22 protein-coding genes and 1 tRNA gene are annotated in these 20,337 nt (G+C 40.1%); 5 read left to right on the top strand and 18 right to left on the bottom strand.

Annotated elements, in window-relative coordinates; genetic code table 11:
- The first annotated feature begins 363 nt into the window (after positions 1-363).
- Positions 364-636, top strand: a complete 273-nt coding sequence (locus BM398_RS17110) for a hypothetical protein (RefSeq protein ID WP_175531857.1) — start codon at positions 364-366, stop codon at positions 634-636.
- Here BM398_RS17110 and BM398_RS17590 read toward each other — a convergent pair.
- Together BM398_RS17590 and BM398_RS06230 are read right to left on the bottom strand one after the other, a co-directional pair.
- Entirely contained in the window at positions 575-757 is a 183-nt protein-coding gene (locus BM398_RS17590) for a hypothetical protein (RefSeq protein WP_242949767.1), read from the bottom strand. The two genes, BM398_RS17110 and BM398_RS17590, sit on opposite strands and share 62 nt — an antisense overlap.
- 45 nt (positions 758-802) lie before the next feature.
- A complete protein-coding gene (locus BM398_RS06230) occupies positions 803-991 on the bottom strand; it encodes a hypothetical protein (protein WP_092336902.1) in 189 nt (62 codons plus the stop codon).
- A gap of 93 nt (positions 992-1,084) precedes the next feature.
- Here BM398_RS06230 and BM398_RS06225 point away from each other — a divergent pair, with 93 nt between their 5' ends.
- Positions 1,085-2,686 (top strand): ArnT family glycosyltransferase, encoded by a 1,602-nt coding sequence (locus tag BM398_RS06225; RefSeq protein WP_092336901.1) that lies wholly within the window; start codon positions 1,085-1,087, stop codon positions 2,684-2,686.
- 253 nt (positions 2,687-2,939) lie between these two features.
- On the top strand, positions 2,940-3,146 hold the full coding sequence (locus tag BM398_RS06220) for a hypothetical protein (protein ID WP_092336900.1): 207 nt from the start codon (positions 2,940-2,942) through the stop codon (positions 3,144-3,146).
- Between the two features lie 84 nt (positions 3,147-3,230).
- Here BM398_RS06220 and BM398_RS06215 read toward each other — a convergent pair whose 3' ends face one another.
- The 8 genes from BM398_RS06215 to BM398_RS06180 form a co-directional block, all read right to left on the bottom strand.
- A complete protein-coding gene (locus tag BM398_RS06215) occupies positions 3,231-3,692 on the bottom strand; it encodes a hypothetical protein (protein WP_139233789.1) in 462 nt (153 codons plus the stop codon).
- A gap of 401 nt (positions 3,693-4,093) precedes the next feature.
- Positions 4,094-4,582: a flavodoxin family protein gene (locus BM398_RS06210; protein ID WP_092336899.1), complete on the bottom strand. Its 489-nt coding sequence runs from the start codon at positions 4,580-4,582 to the stop codon at positions 4,094-4,096.
- 110 nt (positions 4,583-4,692) lie between these two features.
- The gene (locus BM398_RS06205; protein WP_092336898.1) at positions 4,693-5,421 is read right to left on the bottom strand and encodes a MerR family transcriptional regulator; all 729 of its coding nucleotides are present in this window, start codon (positions 5,419-5,421) and stop codon (positions 4,693-4,695) included.
- Positions 5,422-5,544: 123 nt separating this feature from the next.
- Entirely contained in the window at positions 5,545-5,988 is a 444-nt protein-coding gene (locus BM398_RS06200; protein ID WP_092336897.1) for a GNAT family N-acetyltransferase, read from the bottom strand.
- 16 nt (positions 5,989-6,004) lie between these two features.
- Positions 6,005-6,457, bottom strand: a complete 453-nt coding sequence (locus BM398_RS06195) for a PaaI family thioesterase (protein ID WP_026656027.1) — start codon at positions 6,455-6,457, stop codon at positions 6,005-6,007.
- A gap of 23 nt (positions 6,458-6,480) precedes the next feature.
- A complete protein-coding gene (locus BM398_RS06190; RefSeq protein WP_092336896.1) occupies positions 6,481-7,260 on the bottom strand; it encodes a recombinase family protein in 780 nt (259 codons plus the stop codon).
- Positions 7,261-7,482: 222 nt separating this feature from the next.
- Positions 7,483-7,824, bottom strand: coding sequence for an arsenate reductase family protein (locus tag BM398_RS06185; RefSeq protein ID WP_027208430.1), 342 nt, complete (start codon positions 7,822-7,824; stop codon positions 7,483-7,485).
- 9 nt (positions 7,825-7,833) lie between these two features.
- Positions 7,834-8,601, bottom strand: coding sequence for a nucleoside phosphorylase (locus BM398_RS06180; protein WP_092336895.1), 768 nt, complete (start codon positions 8,599-8,601; stop codon positions 7,834-7,836).
- 229 nt (positions 8,602-8,830) lie between these two features.
- On the opposite strand from BM398_RS06180, the gene BM398_RS06175 reads away from it, so the two are divergent.
- The gene (locus tag BM398_RS06175; protein ID WP_092336894.1) at positions 8,831-10,876 is read left to right on the top strand and encodes a methyl-accepting chemotaxis protein; all 2,046 of its coding nucleotides are present in this window, start codon (positions 8,831-8,833) and stop codon (positions 10,874-10,876) included.
- Positions 10,877-10,937: 61 nt separating this feature from the next.
- Here the strand turns inward: BM398_RS06175 and BM398_RS17105 are convergent, their stop codons facing one another.
- The 3 genes from BM398_RS17105 to BM398_RS06165 all read right to left on the bottom strand — a co-directional run bounded on the left by BM398_RS17105 (position 10,938) and on the right by BM398_RS06165 (position 12,275).
- On the bottom strand, positions 10,938-11,114 hold the full coding sequence (locus BM398_RS17105; protein WP_175531863.1) for a hypothetical protein: 177 nt from the start codon (positions 11,112-11,114) through the stop codon (positions 10,938-10,940).
- 115 nt (positions 11,115-11,229) lie between these two features.
- Positions 11,230-11,484, bottom strand: a complete 255-nt coding sequence (locus BM398_RS06170; protein WP_026656033.1) for a helix-turn-helix domain-containing protein — start codon at positions 11,482-11,484, stop codon at positions 11,230-11,232.
- Between the two features lie 710 nt (positions 11,485-12,194).
- Positions 12,195-12,275: transfer RNA gene (locus tag BM398_RS06165), tRNA-Leu, on the bottom strand.
- A 504-nt stretch (positions 12,276-12,779) separates the two neighbouring features.
- Between BM398_RS06165 and BM398_RS06160 the strand changes: the two genes are divergently transcribed.
- Positions 12,780-14,903, top strand: coding sequence for a pectate lyase family protein (locus BM398_RS06160; protein WP_092336893.1), 2,124 nt, complete (start codon positions 12,780-12,782; stop codon positions 14,901-14,903).
- 80 nt (positions 14,904-14,983) lie between these two features.
- Here the strand turns inward: BM398_RS06160 and BM398_RS06155 are convergent, their stop codons facing one another.
- The 5 genes from BM398_RS06155 to BM398_RS06135 all read right to left on the bottom strand — a co-directional run bounded on the left by BM398_RS06155 (position 14,984) and on the right by BM398_RS06135 (position 20,323).
- Complete coding sequence (locus BM398_RS06155) at positions 14,984-16,114, bottom strand: phosphoribosyltransferase domain-containing protein (RefSeq protein ID WP_175531862.1); 1,131 nt, start codon at positions 16,112-16,114, stop codon at positions 14,984-14,986.
- Positions 16,115-16,433: 319 nt separating this feature from the next.
- Positions 16,434-18,107, bottom strand: coding sequence for a vWA domain-containing protein (locus tag BM398_RS06150; protein WP_092336891.1), 1,674 nt, complete (start codon positions 18,105-18,107; stop codon positions 16,434-16,436).
- The gene (locus BM398_RS06145) at positions 18,104-18,910 is read right to left on the bottom strand and encodes a hypothetical protein (protein WP_092336890.1); all 807 of its coding nucleotides are present in this window, start codon (positions 18,908-18,910) and stop codon (positions 18,104-18,106) included. The genes BM398_RS06150 and BM398_RS06145 overlap by 4 nt, the downstream gene beginning before the upstream one ends.
- On the bottom strand, positions 18,907-19,317 hold the full coding sequence (locus BM398_RS06140) for a hypothetical protein (RefSeq protein WP_092336889.1): 411 nt from the start codon (positions 19,315-19,317) through the stop codon (positions 18,907-18,909). The genes BM398_RS06145 and BM398_RS06140 overlap by 4 nt, the downstream gene beginning before the upstream one ends.
- Positions 19,318-19,501: 184 nt before the next feature.
- Positions 19,502-20,323, bottom strand: coding sequence for a sugar phosphate isomerase/epimerase family protein (locus BM398_RS06135; RefSeq protein WP_092336888.1), 822 nt, complete (start codon positions 20,321-20,323; stop codon positions 19,502-19,504).
- Positions 20,324-20,337: the final 14 nt, after the last annotated feature.

Genomic DNA, 20,337 nt, shown 5'->3' with positions numbered 1-20,337 from the left:
GGCAAATAATTAAAAGAGAAAAAATAAACTTCAGACGCTGCTTCTACCGCAGTGCCAGAAGTTTTTCGGATAATCGATTTTCGTGAGGGGCTACCTTCGTGAGGCCCACTCGTGAGGTTTTAGCCTTAAATAATTAAAAAAACAGGATTGATCAACATAGTCTGTTGGTTAATCCTGTTTCTTTTTGAAGGATCATTGTCCTTCTTTCTTCCTTCTCGTATGATACTTTTTGCCGAAAATACACTTAAGAAGGATACATGAATAGTATCACAGATTCAAGGTCAGACTAAAACTATCACCATTGAAACCGGACCTGTAGCTCATTACTGCCCTAATTGCGGCTACAGGATGTATTCAAGAGGTGTGAAAAAGCGGAAGGTTAATCATCCTATTCTTCAGGATAACTACTCGCTTATCATTATTCTGAAACAGCGACGATGGTGCTGCACAAATCCTGAGTGCCTTTATGACATTAGTGAAAACTTCAAGTTCGTAAGTAAACGTCGCCGCACATCCAATACTACGGATATGCTGATAGTAAGTGCATACAGAAATCTTATGGAAACATCTGTCTCTATTGCCAGGAAGTTCCATGTTTCAGATTCTCATGCACATGAAGTATTCGACAGGTATTAGTGACAAGTATACCCTTGCCCATCATCCTTGAAGCAATCTGGGTGTTCTTTCCGCCGGGAGCAGCGCATAGATCAAGAATCTTCTCTCCGGACTTTGGATCAAGATATGATACCTGAGACATGGCGCTTGGCTCCTGAATGATTAAGGATTTCTGCAGCATGATTTTTTAATCATCTACAAGTTCGCTTTTTCCTTCAGAAGAAAATTCATCATCTTTTACATGAAGAATAGCCTGTTTTAAAGGATTTATCCTTATTGCTTTTAAAGGCTCCTTTTCCAATGCTTTTTCAAAATCATCGTACTCATCACCGAGCATTGATCTTATTCTGTTTTCAAATAATTTATCTAAACTCATAGCGCTTATTATATCATATATATTAGATTGATTGACTTTTATAATAATTTAGTTTATTCTTGAGTTTATTCTCAAGACGTAAAGGAGTAATTCATGAAGAATTCATCAATCACTACCCCCCGACAATATGATATAAAGTTTATATGCTTACTTTTTTTCGGTTGCTTTTTGAGACTTTTCTACATCGGAAACATTCCCGGTAATACAGCCTTATACTCTGATGAGATTTTTTCCGGATATGAAGCCTGGTCTATGCTTCATTACGGTTACGATTATCTTGGTTATCATTTCCCTGTATATTTACCCTGTTGGGGCAGCGGAATGAGCGTTATGCAAGCTCTTTGCCAGATGCCATTCATAGGGATATTCGGTTTAAATTCATTTGCTCTTCGTTTACCTGCAGCTATTCTGGGCTGTATCACTCTTTATGCTTTTTATTATATATGCAAAGAGATAAAAGATAACAATTTTGCTTACTTCGCGACTTTTATACTTTGCATTATGCCCTGGCATATCATGCAAAGCCGCTGGGGGCTGGACTGCAATTATTTCGCAGGATTCATCACTATTTCGATTGCACTTTTTATAAAATCCACACACAACAAAAAGTTTCTCCCTTTAGCATTTTGCTTTTTGGGACTGACATTATACACTTATGCTCTACCCTGGATTGTAATGCCAATATTTGTCTTAGGTGTACTTGTATATTTTCTTATGAATAGAAATATAGTTATAGACAAATATCTTATTTTGTCTGTCGCCATTTTAATATTGCTTGCTTTTCCTCTGTTTCTGTTTTTACTTGTAAATTATGATGTGATACCTGAAATAAGAACTTCTGTAATATCAATTCCAAGGCTTTCTAAATTCAGAAATGACGAGCTTATTACCTCAGTAAAATCGCTACTTAAGAATTTTTATAATTCATTTTTGCTGTTTGTTTCTCAGAATGATGGCCGCGTAAGTGATGTAACACCGCTTTTCGGATTATATTATAAATTCAGTAATCCATTTATACTTATTGGCTTAGTCAAATGTATCATCGATATACACGAAGCATTTAAAAAGAAAGTCGCTGATTTTTCATTTATTATCTTTCTCTTGTTTATTTGCTCCGTCATACTAAGCGCTACAACAGAAATATACTTCAGCAGAATAAATATAATCCACATTCCCATGACATATTTTTGTGCTTACGGACTGTGGAGCATAATAGATATTTTAAAGCATCATTCAAAGGAAATTGTAATAATCACCTACTCTCTGGCATGTATTATTTTCATCATATATTATTTTACATACCATGATGATGCCGTGGCAGAAGCCTATGATGATGGTTGCAAGCAGGCTCTTTCCTATGTCAGTGAAATAACAGAGCCTGATTCGCAAGCTGAAGTACATCTTTTATCTGGGGTCTTCTTTACTCATGTAATATTTTATACAGAATATCCAACCGACCGGTTTATGCAGGATGTAGATTATGCCGACTTTGAAGTGACAGGTGGCAATATGATTCCAAGAAAATTTGGAAAATACGATCTCACCCATTATGTTGAAGGAGCTCCGCTGACTGATCCCGTAAAAGGTGATATTTATATATGTTCTCATTCAGATAAAGAATCAGTTAAATATCTTGAAAAAAATAATATGAATATAAAACACTTTTCAACCATTGTAGTGGGTGTGGCTGAATAACCTGATTCTTCTGATAAAATAAGCCTTTTTGAATTACCTATTCATATAAAAAATCCGGTAAGTCTATTAAAAATCGGGTAATCGATTTTAATGAGGGGCTACCTTCGTGAGGGTTTATGCCTTTTATAATCAAAAACAGGATTAATCAACATAGTCTGTTGGTTAATCCTGTTTCCTTTTTCGAAGGATCATTGTCCTTCTTTCTTCCTTCTCGTATGATACTTTTTGTGGAAAATACACTAAAGAAGGATACATGAATAGTATCACAGATTTATTAGACCTTGAAGATGCCGACCTCTGTATCACAGAAACCCAGATTCAAGGTCAGACTAAAACTATCACCATCGAGACAAAACCAGTAGCTCATTACTGCCCTAACTGCGGCTACAGGATGTATTCAAGAGGTGTCAAAAAACGAAAAGTTAATCATCCTATTCTTCAGGACAACTACGGGAAATGAAATCTTCTTCTCTTTTACCCGCACATGAAATGCACCCCGAACGCTGTCTCTCCTGCAGCATCCGAGGTGCATTTTTCACGAACCCTATCTTCTCTTTTCTTCTTTTGCGATTCTTTCCTCTTCCTTACCCTGTTCGATAAAGTGCTCCAGAAGGGCATCACCGTCGGGGCCGATCTCAATCTGGAGATCAATATTGTTCATGTAGTAAGTGTATGCGTTGAACTCTTTGGTGTTTCCTTCGTAGGTCTTTAGTGCTTCAATTTCTTCTTCAACTTCACTTGTAAGCGGAACCGTATCAAGTGCTACGGGGTAGCAGTTTCTGCATGGTTTATAGCCATCGTCTATCGCCTCCTGAAGTGTTATCGAAATGCAGCTCTTACGAAGACTGTTACAACCTGAGCTATGATAACAATCGCCTGTCTTGGTAACATACACGGTAGTATCACTACTTGCTCCCGCGCCTGCAGCATTGCTTTTTACCTCACCCGTTACAAACATTGCGGCAATCACGAGAAACGCTGTTATCACAGATAGATTTCTTTTCACAAACATCTCAATTGCATTTCCTCACTTTCTACAAATTATGTAATTGCAATTATAATCATGAGCACCGACAAATGAAACAAACTCGGGATAAAAAGAATGTAAAAATATTTTCCCTAAAAATAAAAAAAGTATAGAAAAAATGCACTTCTTATGCTGATCTCTCCTGCAGCATATGAAATGCATTTTTCCCTGACTCTTTCCTTTTGCGTTATACCTCAGCCTTACCCTATCACTTCAACGTTAAATAATGATCAGGTTGGCCTATCCTGCCTACGCCCGGTACAGTCCATAAGCTCGAACACTGCATACCGAAACGCGACTGGGAAGTATGTAATTGCAATTATATATGTTCGGGTCACCAAATAAAACAAAAATGAAATTAAAAGATTATAAATTAATTTTTATTGATTGAGCGCAACGCAAAAACCATTAATCTGCGCGTCTTTCTCAGCGTTTGGCGCTGCTTTGGGATCTATAAAAATTGAAGTAGCTTCAAAGCCGGGTATCTCGAGAAACTTCGCAAGTTTATTGATAGCTTTTTCTCCACCCGATCCGGCCATGCAGGCATATGCGCAGAACCTTTTTCCCGCGAGGTTTTTTCTGTTATCCTCGACGAAAGTACGAATCGGCGGTGTGATAGTTCCTGCCCACACAGGGAAACCAAAAATGATGCGGTCATACTTTGAAAAATCAACACTGTAATCTTCAAGCTCAGGCTTTTCCGCCATGAGCGCACTCTTTCCGCCCCAGAAGAACTTTGCAAAACCCTTGTCGTTATAGGCTTTCTTGGGCACAAGGCGAAGTGTATCGGCATCTACCTTTTCTTTTACCTTGTCTGCAACATACTGCGTGTTTCCTTCCATTGAGTAGTAAACTATCAGCGTCTTCATGCGACCTCCCTCTCTCTTCAATTGTCAGCTTCCTTAATAGAAAAATTATACAGTATGTTGATGTCTAAATGTATAAAATATGTTGAGATAAAGATAAAAGTCGTCATTTTTTACTTGCCGCAATATTTCTTTATGGCCTTGTACGCAAATTCTGCAGTTCCGGCGCCGCCAAATTTATCGATGTTCTGAGTAAACTCACCACCTCCGGCATACATTTTTCCCAATCCGAATAGGATCTCATCAGTGCAGGTATACATATTCTCGGTAATGAAACTCTGAAGTTTCTTAACCTGCGCCTGTGCCTCGCCGGAAGAAGGCTCTCTATCCTTGATTTCGCCAAACTCTTCAAAGATCTTCATGAGTCCGTCCATGAGTTTTCTTTCATCTTCCTTGCTACGATTCTTACTTTTTTCTTCGTATTCTTTATATGCAGGTGTCCCGCCCCACTGCTCCTTGGCTTTTCTTGAATATTCATCGAGCTTACTCGAATCAAATGCTGTCCAATTCATATTCTTTACTCCTCTCGCTTTTAATCCGCGGCACATATTGATCAGGTTTTCGATATGTTCCTTCTTTAACATAAGAAGCTCAATCTGCTGATCAAGTGCCTTTGTCTTATCAAAATCCGATCGGTTTACAATTTCTTTGATATCTTTTAGCGGAAATTCCAGCTCTTTAAACAGCAAAATCTGATGTAGTTTTTCCAGTGCCGTATCGTCATACAGCCTGTATCCGGCTTCCGTATACTTCGTTGGCCCAAGAAGCCCTATTTTGTCGTAATACTGCAGCGTGCGTATACTCACCCCTGTCAGCTTACTCACTTCATTTACTGTTCGCATTGCCGTTACCTCCTTCACGTGTAATTAAATCTTAAACCATTACGTTGCGTCATAGTCAATATAAAAATTTCTCCTACCAAAATTTATCTTTTTGATAGGGGACACACATGCTTCATTATAAAGTTATTTTGTGGCTCGTTCCATCTTCACATGAGGAATCCCGTCCTCCATAAAGACATCTGATACGACTTCAAAGCCTTCTTTAGCATAGTAGCCAATGGCATACTCCTGAGCTTCAAGATATATTTTTTTTGCGCCAAGCTGTTCTGTCGCTATCTCTACGCCCTTATGAAGAATCTCTCGACCTATTCCTTTGCCGTGTTCAAGCGTCACAACTCTTCCAATCTGTGCAACGCCTGCTGCCTTGTCATTCCAGAATACCCTAAGGCATCCGGCCACACGACCACTGTCATTTATGCAAAAGACATGAATCGCGTCCTGATCTTTATCGTCAAGGTCTTGGTATATGCACTCCTGCTCGGTTACGAATATCTCGAATCTAGTTTTCAATATTTCATAGAGCTCGCGTGTGCTAAGCTCATTGAAATGTTTTACGATCAATTCCATAATCAGTTAGTCCTTATCAGAATTTAAGATTGTCACCGAGTACCGGAACTTTGCTTGCAAAGAATGAAAATTCTCCACTATCCAGAAGATTTCCGTTATCGTCGGTAACTCTGATGTCGAATACAAGGATGTGCTTACCTGTCTTAAGCTTCATGCACTCGCAGTAGATATACTCAGTGTTTACTGCAGGAAGTAAGAAGTTCAGATTCGCTGAAACGGTCGTAACATAATGCCCGCTCATGCTTCCTGTTGCCCCTGCCATTGCATCGACAAATGAAAGAAGTGCTCCGCCATGGATGCTTCCGTATGTGTTATGCAATCTTGAATCAGCTTTAATTCTGGCTTTACTGTATGTTGAGCTTAATTCCAATATTTCAAAACCTATAAATTTATTGTATTCGTTTGCATATAATTCAGGGATTATCTTTTCCCTCATTGCATTTTCTTTTTCTGTGTGTGTTGGTCTCATTTTGGTACTCTCCTTCTTTCCTATTACTTAGCATTCGCATACTCTTTGTATCTTCTTAAAAAAGTCGATTTACTTATTCCAAGCATTTTGGATGCCTCTGCGCTTTTTATTTTTTTAGCCGAATAATCCAAGAATATATCTTGCGCGGCTAGTTTGTCTATCCTTATTCTTCCTCTGCCCTTATAATTGCCTTTCTTAGCCGAAGCGGCAATTCCTGCATTTCTGCGGGAATCATGGAATCTTCGTTCTGTACTATATATTGCCATCAATAACTCAAAGTACTGTTTTCTGTTTTTATCATCCACTTTAAATTCCGGTGTTATCACAGTATTTCCATAACATATAGCATCTAACATTTTTCTGCATATAACCGCACTTCGGTTTCCGAGAGCGTTTACCGAATCTGCTTCTATTGTTTTATCCTCCGGTCTTTGAACAAAAAGCTTATCGCCGGAATACTGAGTTTTTGTTCTTATAAGCCACTCTAACTGATTCAAATATTGCATATCGCAATCTTTTAGCAGCTTCCAAAGATCCTCGCGATTCTTCCCCGGAGCCCTTTCACTGATAAAGACAGGCACTATATTTTCTCTTATATACGTCTTCTTTTTAAGACTCAGATCTATTCCGGGTATCCCCTGAAAATCTTTTACAGACAAAAGACTAATAACACTATAGTTAGGCTTTATCTTATATATAAAGCTTTCATCTTCGCGTTCGGTATAAAGAATTTCAGCGACCTTATAAGTAATATTGTATTCATCTTTTAAACAAATATCTCCACGTGTCGTTATTTCTCTCATCTTAATTAACCTCTTATCGTAAGTCTGTCAAAAGACTCTTTGAGAATTTTATCATAAAATCTAATGAGTTTTCGCGTCAATAGAGTTCCGTTTTAATTTTGACGCGCTTCAACTTTATGCTATAATTTCATCTGCGTCAAAATTAAATTGGAACTCTATTGACGCACTTTTATTTATAAAAATAGGCAGCTATTCATTGCAAATAGCTGCCCCACACTTTATTCACTCCCATTTTTTCCACACATCAGGCTGATATCCGAGTGTAGACTGCTTACCATTTCTAACTACAGGAGTCTTGATTATGTGTTGGTTCTCAAGCAGCTTCTCGAGCTTATCCTCGTCAGCTATGTACTGCATGAGCGCGACGGCGTCTTTATCTTTTGCATCGGGATTGATCATTCCCATAATTCCGCCGTTGGCGCTTGCGACAGATGTGAGTTCTCCCTTACTCATGCCCTTTTCTTTCATGTCTATGAACTGTATTTTTATACCGCGTTCCTTGAAGAATCGCTCGGCTTTCTTGGTGTCGTTACACTTTTTTGTTCCAAATATCTGTATATTCATTTCTTTTCCTCACTTATAACTTCTTAATATGTCCAGTCCCAGCAAAAGAGCTTTCTCGTGCGAATCCATCCCGAAATCGCGAAGATCGTATTCATGCACATTTGCAAGTGAATCTGCGGTAAACAGGAACTGTCCGAACTTTGCTCCACGCTTTCTGCAGCAGGCGGCGAGCGCCGAGCACTCCATCTCGACTACAGAACAGCCTTCTTCCAAGCGGTACTTCACCATATCTTTTGTCTCCCTGAAAAAGCCGTCGGTTGACCAGGTTGTGCAGGTCACAAAAGGAAGGTTGTGGGATTTGAAGCAGTTCTCGATAACAGATATCGGCTCTTCATCAAGCTCTATATATCTTGAAGCAGGCAAATACTGATAAGATGTGCCTTCGCCGCGAAGTGCTCTTGTCGGAACAAGAAACGCATTCTCGGGTATATCCGCCAAAACTCCGCATGAACCGACCGCGATTACTTTTTTACACCCGCAATTAACAAGAAAATCCATCAGTCCCGTTGCGGCGGGAGCGCCAATTGTCGGCTGGACAAGGCAAATATCCTCTTCTTCCTCATGCAATATATAAACGTTCACGTTATGTGAGACGGTGATGTATTCATTTGCAATTTCCGCATCATGCTCTTTTGCATAATTATGTACAACATCCCCAAGGAAAGCAAACAAGCACTTCTCCGGAAGCTTCAAGTCCTCATTACCATGATTCGGTGTAATTACCTCCAATGAGCTGTCATCATATTCAAGTAAAGGTATCTCATTTTTTATGATCATATTGTCGCTCCTTATAAAGTCAATTTACTTAATATAAATACTAATTCCCATAACCGTCAACAAGTTTCTTAAAAATTGATAAAAAGTCTATAAATATGCATTATTTTGACAATTTTCATTGTAAAATTGAAATTGACCCCTTTATTGAGATTATTTCTTTTTTTTATTGATTTAATGATAATTTTCCATCAAATAAAAAAGGTTTCTTGATTTCTTCAAGGAGGTATCTATGGCGGCGAAATCTAATGTTAGTAGCAAAAATGCAAGCAGTAACATCAGTTTCAAAGACAGCATCAAGACAAAACTGGTCGCAATCTTACTGGCAGTTGCAGCAGTTCCTCTTACAATTGCCGTAATCGTAAGCTACCAGACTTCCACAACCAAGGCAAAGAATGATGCCTTAAACCTTCTTACTTCTGATGCAAAAGTGGTTGAAGGTAAGTTTTCAACAATTGTTCAGCAGAATGTAATAGCACTTCAGACCTGTGCTTCAGCGCAAAGTACTATAGATTATTTGAAAACTTTTAATATGAGCGGTGCTGACAAAAAAGCTGAACTTATCATGGCTCAGATGGATGCCATCAATACAAACATCAATGATGGTAATACCAACTGTATCCTTTCTATTTCCACCGGTGATCAGCTTCTTAGAACCGACCGCAAAGAGTTCACAAACATAGCTGACAGAGCATATTTCCAGGAATGTTGGGCCAACAAAGCCATCGCTGTTTCTGAGATTGTCGTAAGTAAAGCGGCCGGAAACAGAATTGTTATAATAATTGTTCCCGTTATCGATACCGAATCGGGTGAAATGATTGGTTCTCTGCAGCGAAGCTTCGATCTTAATGTATTGCATGGTTTCCTTGCAGACAACGTAAAGAACGGATATATCCTTGATAAAGCAGGAACAGTAGCTGCACATTCACAGTTTGAGATAACTCCTGAGGACGAGCCAATCGTACACACAGATGAAGAATACATGACTTCTTCACTTTCAAGTAACACCTTTGACAGTGTGATTGATGGCAAGCTCACTTACACGGCATGGATAAAAGAGCCTACAACAGGATTTGTAGTTGCCGTTTCCGAGACAAACTCAGAGATAATGGGACCCGCAATCCGTTCCGCTCTTACAGTTATAATAATCGGAATAATCCTCCTTGTTGTCGCAATAGTTATTTCACTTATGATGGCAAAGAGCTTTACCGATCCCATCGCTGCAGTTAATGAGTCACTTGGAGCTCTCGCTGACGGAAGATTTGTAAAGGTTGAAAAATTTGATAAAAGAAGCGACGAATTCGGAACTATTTCCAAAGCTACCAACTCCGTTATCGGAACTCTTGACGATATAGTAAGCCATATAAAAGAATCTGCATCAAGCGTAGGAATTTCATCTGAGGAGTTGTCTGATATGGCAAATCAGATCTCTCAGACCGCGGAAGATGTTTCCAATGCGGTTCAGGAAATTGCATCAGGCGCAACTCAGCAGGCCGATGAGATTCAAAGTGCTTCCGAAAATGTAAGCCGTATCGGTGACGCGGTAACTGATGTACAGACATCTACCGGTAGTCTTTCAGACCTTGCCGGCAAGATGAAAGAGGCATCCGAAGTATCAAGCAAGTCTCTTACATCACTTCAGACTTCATCTGTTGAGATGACTTCTAAGATAGATGATATCGCAAAGACCATACAGGCAACGCAGGAAGCCGTTGATAATATCAGTGATAAAGTTGAAGGAATCACATCGATTGCAACACAGACAAACCTCCTTTCACTCAATGCTTCAATCGAGGCTGCAAGAGCCGGAGAAGCAGGAAAAGGATTTGCGGTTGTTGCTGAAGAAATCGGAAAACTTGCCGACGATTCAAAGGCAATGGCTGATGATATCATGAAAGAAATGAGCACACTTCTTGAACAGAGTAAAGCAGCCGTTTCTGCTGCCGAAGATGTTAAGAACGGAAACAACGAGCAGCAGATCGCAATCGGAGAAACACTCGATGCCGTAAACGGAATGCTTCAGGATATCGGAAGTACCGTAGGCGGAGTTCAGGATATCTCAAACGGCGCCGATACCTGCGCTTCATCCAAGAATGCCGTAGTCGATACTATGAGTGCTCTTTCAGCCATCTCTGAAGAAAACGCCGCTTCTTCACAGGAGACGGGAGCATCCATGCAGGAACTTTCCGCTACAGTTACTACTCTTGCATGCTCAGCCGACAACCTGAAAGATATCGCCGAACAGCTCAATGAAGAAATGAAGTTCTTCAAATCATAAATCAACATGTCTCTGCATAACCAGAAGGAGACGGTCGTATCAATGGCCGTCTCCTTTTATTTTATTCACCGCTCAATTCTCTATTTGTCATAAACATGGAAACAAATGTCCAGATCAGGTTCTTGATAATAAGATTCCAGATTACTCTGACTATCAGATATGGAAACAAGAAAATCCCGATTGCAGCCCATATAAGGCCAAAAACAATATAAAAGAAAAAAGATTTTCCGAAGATCATTAAATATGGCTACCTTTCTAAATAAAAGAAAACAGGGGATGTCACCGTTTCCTGCGAATCTACGCAAAATATGCGGAACATCCCCTGCATTTATGTCTGAGACGATCATGCTTTTTCAAGCACAGATACGTGCTCTTGCACCTGTATCTAAAACAATGATGTCTTCCATAGATACTTGAAAGATCATTGCAAGAGCAATAAGGTTGTCAATGGTAGGCATTGTTGTTCCATGCTGCCATTTGTAGATTGCCTGTGGAGTTGCAAAACCAAAAATGTGCTGCAATTCTTTAACAGTCAATCCAGCTGCCTTTCTCATCCTTACAATATTTCTACCTGTAGCCGCCATATCTATGGAAGGCATTGTTATCATCTCGTCCTCCTATTCCGGCATCCGCCAAAGAGATGGTTTCTCCTTGACGCGATGCCTTTATGTATTTAAAATGAGTATTATTATGTCAATGGATTATGTTTTACAGTTTCTCTGAGTACATATTTTTATGTCCTCCTAGCCCCTTGTATGTCATAGGTTTCTCTGTTCAATGTATTTTCTTTACAATTCTGTTTTTAGATGATCTCTAAGCTTTCCTCAACAAAAATCTATTTAGAATCAGCACTTTCTCTCTACAATGGGCTGCTGTTTTGCGCCCCTTCCGTTACAACTCCACCTGTCTCAATATAATTATGTGCATCAAAAAGCTTAAACCCGAATTCATTTCCGTTATACCAAACCAGCAATCAAGTTCATTAAACGCCTCTTCTCTTCACCCTGTCCCATTTACACGTATAGTCTGATTGATTGGTTTTATATAAATACGTTCCGAATCCGATATCGGTGCAGCCAACTAAAGAACTGTCTACCTGTAAGAATTATATGTGGTTCCTATGGCTCAACCTCTACCGGACCGAACGCCGGTCATAATTTCGGTCGTATAACCTCTGTCGCAGGATAATCACATATCCGTCTTGTCTATTTAGCTATCTCGTCTTTGACTATCCTTAAAACAAAAGATTTTACTATAGTCTCCTTTCACTACGGATCATTTTCCAAAAACTATATTGTTCAACAAAATCATTGAACAGTACACGAGGAGGGATTCGAACCCACATGCATTTCTGCCGCTGACTTTACGTCAGGTGCGATTACCGGTTTCGCACTCGTGCAATAGATAAACATATTTACCTTGGAATACGGAGGAATTTCCAAGTAATAGAAAAACCGCTTGCCTTCATACAAGGCAAGCGGTTTGCTTTTATGTTTATCTATATGCTTTGATTCTTTATTGAATCTCTGCTAAACCAACATCTTCCAGCATCTGCTTTGTCTTATATGAACGCACAAAAGAAAATCCCCACTCGAATCGTTTAACGAATGATGATTTTTTAAAGGATTTCATATTTTTTTTGCAGAACATGCTATTGTATGTTGTCACTTTAATTCTTTTCCCTTTCTCAGAGCCTTTTTGCAAGCCCCGTTTGTAGCTTATGAATGTATGATAGCACCATTTCAAAAAACTGTCATTATACTTCTGGTATAAATATTGAAGATGTCAGATTATTTGCATCATATGGCTACATTTGTTACTTGCTTTTTAACATCTCTACTGCTATAAATATCTGTATAAAGGCGCATACCGCCAATTTGCAGTAAACGGAGGAAGAAAAAGTATGGTCAAATTATCAAAGCGCATCGGCTTACTCTTAACAGGTGTAGCAATGTTCGCTTGTTCATTGTATATAATACCGCCAATTTCGGCGCATGCAGAAGCTATAACGCCCGAATCAGGCAGTGTTTACTATCTTAAGAACAAAAATAGCGGATTATATCTGACAGTTGAGAACGATTCCGCAACAAATGCCGCTAATGTAGTGCAGTCCAAAGGAACAGGCTCAAGCGGACAGAAGTGGATCCTGGAGGAGAACAACTCGGGAACATATCGCTTACATCCAGCAACAGACACATCAGGCGGCATGTCTCTTGATGTTGCATACGGTTCATCAAAGGATGCAACCAACGTTCAGATCTATTCCAACAACGGTGCTTCAGCTCAGAACTTTAAGCTCGTAGAGGCGGATTCCAAAAAGGGCTACTATATTGCAACAGAAGCTTCAAACTTTGCATCCGTTCTTGATGTAAACAGAAAGAGCACTTCATCAGGAGCAAATGTACAGCAGTACAGAAACTTAAAGCAGAGCAATCAGATCTGGTACTTTGAAAAGACTGATATGCCTTCAGGTGGCAATTCTTCAAAAACAAAAAGAAGCAACAACAGCAATTCCGGAAACAATACCTGGAATCAATGGTGGAATAACAATAACAGCAACAACAATAACAAACCCGCTGATCCACAGCCTGCAAATCCGCAGCCCGCAGACAACAATTCCAACAACTCTTCGGGAAATCAGAACAGGCAACCGGATTACAAGCTTGATTCTTCCTATCCTCAGCAGCAGATGCAGTTCCAGAACTGCTCTGACGGAAAGTACGTAACAGGAAACGGCGGCTCGGTAACAACAAGTAATTCATCTTCTGCAAACACAAGATGGATCATTGATTATATAAGTAACGATTCATTCAGGATCATAAATGTAGCAGACGGAACATGCCTTACTCAGGCAAATAACGCAGTGTCTACAGCACCTGTTTCTTCTAATGATAACGCTCAGTGCTGGACCATAGCATCCGTAAAAGCTGACGCAAACGGAATTCCTCTTAATTACAAGATCGTAAGTAAGGCCAACAACTCACTTGCGCTTACTCTGTCAGGAAATAATTACGGACTCAGCTCTTTTAACGGATCTGCAGCGCAGTGCTTCAGACTTAATTCATACGGTGCAGAGGGCTTTGCGGGATACAGTCTTGATATGAGCAAAAGAGAAAAAGCATCCGTAACAGGTGGTGTTCTCGGACAGGTTGCAAAGGTAAACAACCTCTCAGACTTACAGCGTTATGCTCAAGGCTCTAATCCGTGCACAATCGTAATAACCGGCGACATATCTGCAAACTCACTTACAAAAGTTTCGGTCGGAGCAAACAAGACATTTATCGGATCTTACGGCGCTCATACGCTGAACAATATACACTTTAGAAATATATCCGCTTCAGGAAACAATATATATAAGAACATTACTTTCTCACATTCGGTAAACATCAACGATAACGATGATATTCAGATGTACATTACCGACGGAAATAATTTCTGGCTCGACCACTGCTCATGGACAGGCCATGACATGGGAAAAGACGGCAATATTCATGGAAATGACAAAGACAAGTTCCTCTATGTAGGACTTAAGGCAAACTTCGTGTCGGTTACAGGCTGCTACTTCGGCGGACATAAATACGGACTTATCCTTGGTTATCCCGAAGAGAACGGCTCACCTACATATGACGGATATCCTTGCATGACTATATGCAACAGTTACTTCAACGGTACTCAAACAAGAGCACCCGGACTTATGAGATACGGTTATTTCCATTGCTATAATAACTTTGTCTACAACTTTAATATTGGATATACACCTTATACCAATTGTAATATCTTCTCAGAGAATAACTTCTTTGATAAAGGAAGAGATTCAGGCGGTGTTGTAAATGATATGGGTAGAGGAAACTTCACAGACCAGGGTTCTGTTCTTTCTTCCGACGTATCAAGACTCAGCATCGGAGGATGCAACTGGAGACCTTCATCCAACTACGGCTACAAAGCAAGAAGCGCAGCTGATGCAAAGGCATGGGCTACAAGCCACGCAGGTTCTCAGAACTCTCCTTTAGTATATGCAATTGATTGAATTTCCATCAAATAGAACAGGGGCTGTCAGATGACAGCCCCTTATATATTCTTCGTATTCATTTGTTTTAAGTCAAAAGCTTATCCCCGATACAGCACAACCTTTTCATTTCTTTCTTTGAAAAGAGCTTCTATAAGACTGTGTCTTTCGCAGAAAGAATCTCGTTCGCTGTCAGTAACAACAATTACCATGTCGTATTTCTTAAGATTATAGATGTAGCTTTTCCTATCATTGGCATAAAAACTCTTTATCCTATAACCGCTTTTTATCGGATATCCATCCGCCCTACAGATTCCTATGGGACTGCGGGTTGTGGAATAGGTATAGACATTGGCCTTTGTATTTCTCTCGATTATTTCACCAAGAACTATTGCAGGATACATGCACTCTTCCGTACCAAGTATCAAGATACTGCTGCAATCACATTCTTCAGCAAGTTTCTCCTGGATCACATAATCATACGCAAACATCTTGCAGTTTTCCACATATTCCCTTGTGTTAACCCCAAGTCTCGGATTCATAAGATTTACACGTGAACTAAGACTCTCATATCTTCCCACGCCTATCTTCTCATTTATTTCATCCGCTTCGCATATGTCGTACTTTTCAACATCTTTGGAAAAATCGGTCTCATTCGGCCTGATAAGTGAAATACTCTCAATGCCGTCAGCTTTCATCTTTTCGTTTTCTTCTTTTGTTGCCCTGTCAATGATCGATGCTACGACCAGTTTCTTCTTACCGATTTCAGGATATTTCTTTTTTAACTGTTCTATGTAGTTGATTATTGTTTCATCAGTTGAGATCTCATCATCAACAAATACGATAGTATCCGTATTCGCAAACCATTTCTCCAGATGTGAAGCAAGCAGTCTCTGATCGGTAACGTGACTCTTTTCCTCTTGGAATTCAATCCATTCCGATTCCTGCAAAATATTATCTCTGGTTGTGTGAATATAGATACAATCATCCGGCATTTCTTCCGCAACTGCCATCCCCACAGCAGTCGCAGTTTCTGCAAAGCCAATCACAAGCCTTGTCTCCGGATATTTCTCGCTCACCAATTGTCCCAATGAGCGAAGCATGTCCATAGCATCAGATGGTTTTACCGGCAAATGCTTGCCCTGTAAAGGATCCACCAAAAGATATGTTTTGTCCGTATCGTGAAAACATTTCGCCAATCTCAACAGCTCATGTTCTGTATAATTCCTCACTTTATCTCCTTGTAAACATATCCCCACTCAAATACTCTTTCCTTTTTAGCGTTATCTGTAAAAGCACCGCAGTTAACCTTGTAGTAACCTTTACCCCTTAAGTACACTTATATCATACTTATATTGATTACACAATAATTAACTGTGTGTATTTATATTTTACATATTTTAATATGATTTATCAACTAAAAAATATAAATTTTTTTCAACAAAATTGAACAAAAAAACTGTCGCCCGAATCCACTGAATCCATGGGCGACAGTCCTCATTATTACATAATTACATTATTGTTTTATCATAAAAACTCATTATTACAGTATTACAGATTTACATTAAACAGGTTTCTGAGCTGGTTTACAACGTCATCACTGTTAGCTTTGATCTGAGCCGCTTCGTTGATACCGGAAAGTGTCTCAAGATCTTTTACATTGTCATAGTTGTATGCAATGCTGTAAACAGGAATCTTAAGTCCTCCGACAACATCCGTGATACGCTCCAATGAATATCCCGTATTCTGGTCACCGTCTGTAAGAACAAACAGCATAAGCTTTGCATCGGGAACCTGCTCCTTATAATCTTCGAGCATCTGCATACCTGTAAGAACTGCGTCGTATGTTGCAGTTCCGCCGCCTGCAGAAAGATTTTTTACCTCACCTGAGAAGTATGCTCTCTGCGTTGAATCAAACTGAGCAATAGGAAGGTTTACAGATACTCCGTTTGAATAGCTTACAAGTCCGATGTGATGATCTGAACTTATATATGAAGATGAGCTTATAAGTGACTGCTTAAGTGAATTAAGAGGCTCACCGTCCATTGATCCGGATACATCTGCAACGAATACAGCTACGATAGGCTTACCACCGTTTTTATTCTGCTTCCAAACTTTCTGTGCAGCGATGTAATCAGCTCCTGACATTCCTGTGTCCTGAGCGGCATAATCATCATCCTGATTGAATCCCTTATCAGTAGCGAGCTTCTGCATATCAGGGCTCTTGCAGAACTCAACAAACATATTTGCTGCTGCCTTTTCCTGATCATTAGTCCACTCAAAGGTATATACGGGGTGATCATGTCTTATTCCTACAGGAGTGTAAATATAATTCTTGAGCTCAGGAGTGTTTGAATAAGCCTGTCTCTCCATTACCATTGCATTTATGATGCCTTTTGCAGCCTGGTTTCTGAGAACCGCTGTTGTGTATGCAACCGGAGGAGACTTCTTCTGATACTCCATAAGTGCGTTTGTAGCGGTATCTGAAAGAGGGTTTGAAGCATCAAATGACGCAAGCATCGCACAAAGAACGTTAAGTCCTGTTGATGATGTGTAAGGATTGGTATATGCAAAAGTAATATCACCTGCGTTAGCTGCCGCAAGAACATTTCCTACGGTAACATCGCCGTACTTTTCCTTATATGTGTCATAAACATCTTTTTTAATAAGAATACCTGCTGTATTGCCTGCTATACGATCGGCAATTGTCTCAGTCCTGCATCCCGAAGCATCAAGCATCATGCCCCATGCGGCATTACTGGGAATGAATACGTCAGGCTGATAACCACCTGCTGTTATATATGTTACACCTTCACCTGATGTGATCTTACGAACCGATACAGAAACGCTGTTGCCATCTATCTCATAGCCAGCCTTATTAAACTTCTCGGCAACTTCATTTATCCAGTTATCGGGAGCATCAGCTGAAAGCTCTGTTGCAGCGGCAATCTCGATATTGATCTGTCCGTTACCTGTAACGGTGATAGGAAAAGTATCGATATCTGCAAGAGTGTCAGCTTCAGAAACATCCTCAGCGTAGATATCCAGAATAGGATTTGAATTGGTCTGAACAGAAACCTGTGTCATAAGAGACTTCAGTTCCTTTTTGGCCTCGTCCTCGGTGAGTTTGCTCACAACACCATCATTGTGACCATTGCTACATCCAACAAGCGATGTTGTAACCATTGCAGTGGCAAGCAACATTGATAAAACTTTCTTTTTCATGAATAAATTCCTCCCTCTTCTATCTGCGTAGTAAGAGCATTCTTATATACTTCAACCTCGTTTATGCCACTTCCGCTGTCTCCCTGCGAGTTGAGGAATTCAGTTACCGCAACAATAAACTCCTTTGTAGTCTGTAAAAGTCTGTTGTTATCGTCTGCACAATTCTTAGCTGTAAGTTCAACAACATCAAGATCGTTCTGTGTATTCGGGCTTGAAACCGTCATAATATTAAGAAGCTTTCTGACATTTCTGCAAATATGCTGCTCAACGCCATCAAGCACTTCCTCTGTGTCCCTAAGTGCATCCGCACCGTTGCTGTCCAAAAGATTTTTTAGCCTGAGCTGGTAATCATCCATCTGCGCCATAGTCTCTTTTACACTCTTAAGAGCAACGTCCATCTCCGCTGCTTCCTTCGGATTGGCCGGTGAAACGACGCTCAGCCACTTATCACCTTCCGTGATCAGACTGTTTCTGATCTGGACGGGATCAAGCTTTCCCTTTACTTTCAAAACAGGACCCGCATTTGAATCAGCCGATTCGATTACTTCCTGCTTCCTAAGTTCAGCGCGCGATATAAGGAGTATAGCCAGAGTACCCGCGCATGCTGCAATTCCCACTAACAAAAGAATAGTTGTAAGTGCCGAAAGCACTCCGAAAAGACGTATTCCGGCATAGACAACAAGTATATCCGTAAAGATTCCGACTACTATCTTCAAAATAAGTGCGACAACAAAAATAGTCGCTCCGATGCCAAATCTAACTACATTCTTTTTAAATTTATCCAGTAAAACATCTTTATTCATGTAAGCTCCTTAGCTGCAGCTTGTAGGTCGCTGCACCTCTTCATTATTTCTGCCATAAGTACCTGTTTACCTGATTCATCAAGCGCCTTAAGCGATACGCTTATAGTATCCGCGATTCCCGAAAGCTGTCCGTGCAAGCCATCCAGTAGCAATATCTGCTGCATTATCACCTGCTTCGTCACACTGTCCGATTCATCAATCCCTGATAAAGTATCGTTCATGTCGCCCTTTAGAACCTCTATCATGGATTTCAGATACCGAAGTCTCGGCACAAGCAGTCTTAACTGCATATCATCGCCCGATTCTGTACATCCGGATATCTTGTTCAATATATCCTGAAGTGAGTCCTGTATCTTAGCTATCTCATCAGGATATCGCCGTATCTTCCCTGCAAGTCTTTTGTCCATTCCTTATCTCCCAATAATAGCGCACAAAAAAAGAGCCACTTTCCTAAAAATACTAAAAAAGTGACTCTTAAAGTCTTAAATTTTCTGCCTGCCATCGCACTTTTTATCGATTTTACATACAAAAATATTAACCTTTATGAAACATTATATTCATTTTTGGTGCGACTTTCAACATATATTTTTTTCAGATACCATCAAGGATTGTCTTAAGGTAGTCCATGTATTTGTAGTATTCTTCGTCTGTGCTGAGGTGCTCAAGTATTACAGGCATGTCCTTGTCTAAGGCATCCATTTTGGATACATAGTATCTAAGCGGAAACTCGCCGCAACCGGGAGCACATTCGATAAGTCTTGTTGTATACTCCGTGCTTAGATGTACATCTTTTATATGACAGCTTCGTATTTTGTCTCCAAGTATTTCCGCACACTCGTCAACAAACTCTTCCGCCTTAAAATAGCGCTCAATCGAACTTGTCATATTTATGATATCCATATGAACCGCAAACCTGTCTCTGTCTACTTCTTCAAGAAGTCTTGAATAGTCCTTGGGGCTTGTAGGAATCATCCACGGCATAGGTTCGAGGGTAAAAAAAGTATTCTTTACATCTGCTCTGTCGATTATATCCCTCACCATTTGGATAGTCTTTTTCCTTGCTTCATCAGAAAAATTCTCCTTGTAAGGGCCGTCCCATTTGGGACCGAAAGCACCCGCCACGTTAACGCAGCACCTTGCGCCCACGAAATCTGCGAGTCTAAGCTGTTCAACGCAGTAGTCCATGTTTTGCTTTCTTTCGTCGGGATCCTGCGAAAGAGCATTTCTCCAGACTCCGACCTCTGCTATGGAAAGTCCTGCTTTGTCGGCTGCTTCCTTATATTCAATTATCTTTTTCTCAGGTTCATTACTCTGCACAGGAAAAACAACTGTCCTGCAGCCAAGGTCAACTTGTGTCTTAGCCCAGTTCTCGGCAGAGTCATATGAAAGAGGTGATGATGTGCCAAGTCTCATGTTTGTGCCTTTCT

It is taken from the genome of Butyrivibrio sp. M55 (assembly GCF_900116865.1).
Lineage (GTDB): Bacteria > Bacillota > Clostridia > Lachnospirales > Lachnospiraceae > Butyrivibrio.
Note: the sequence above shows the minus strand (reverse complement) of the source record. Positions and strands in the feature narration are given on the sequence as shown.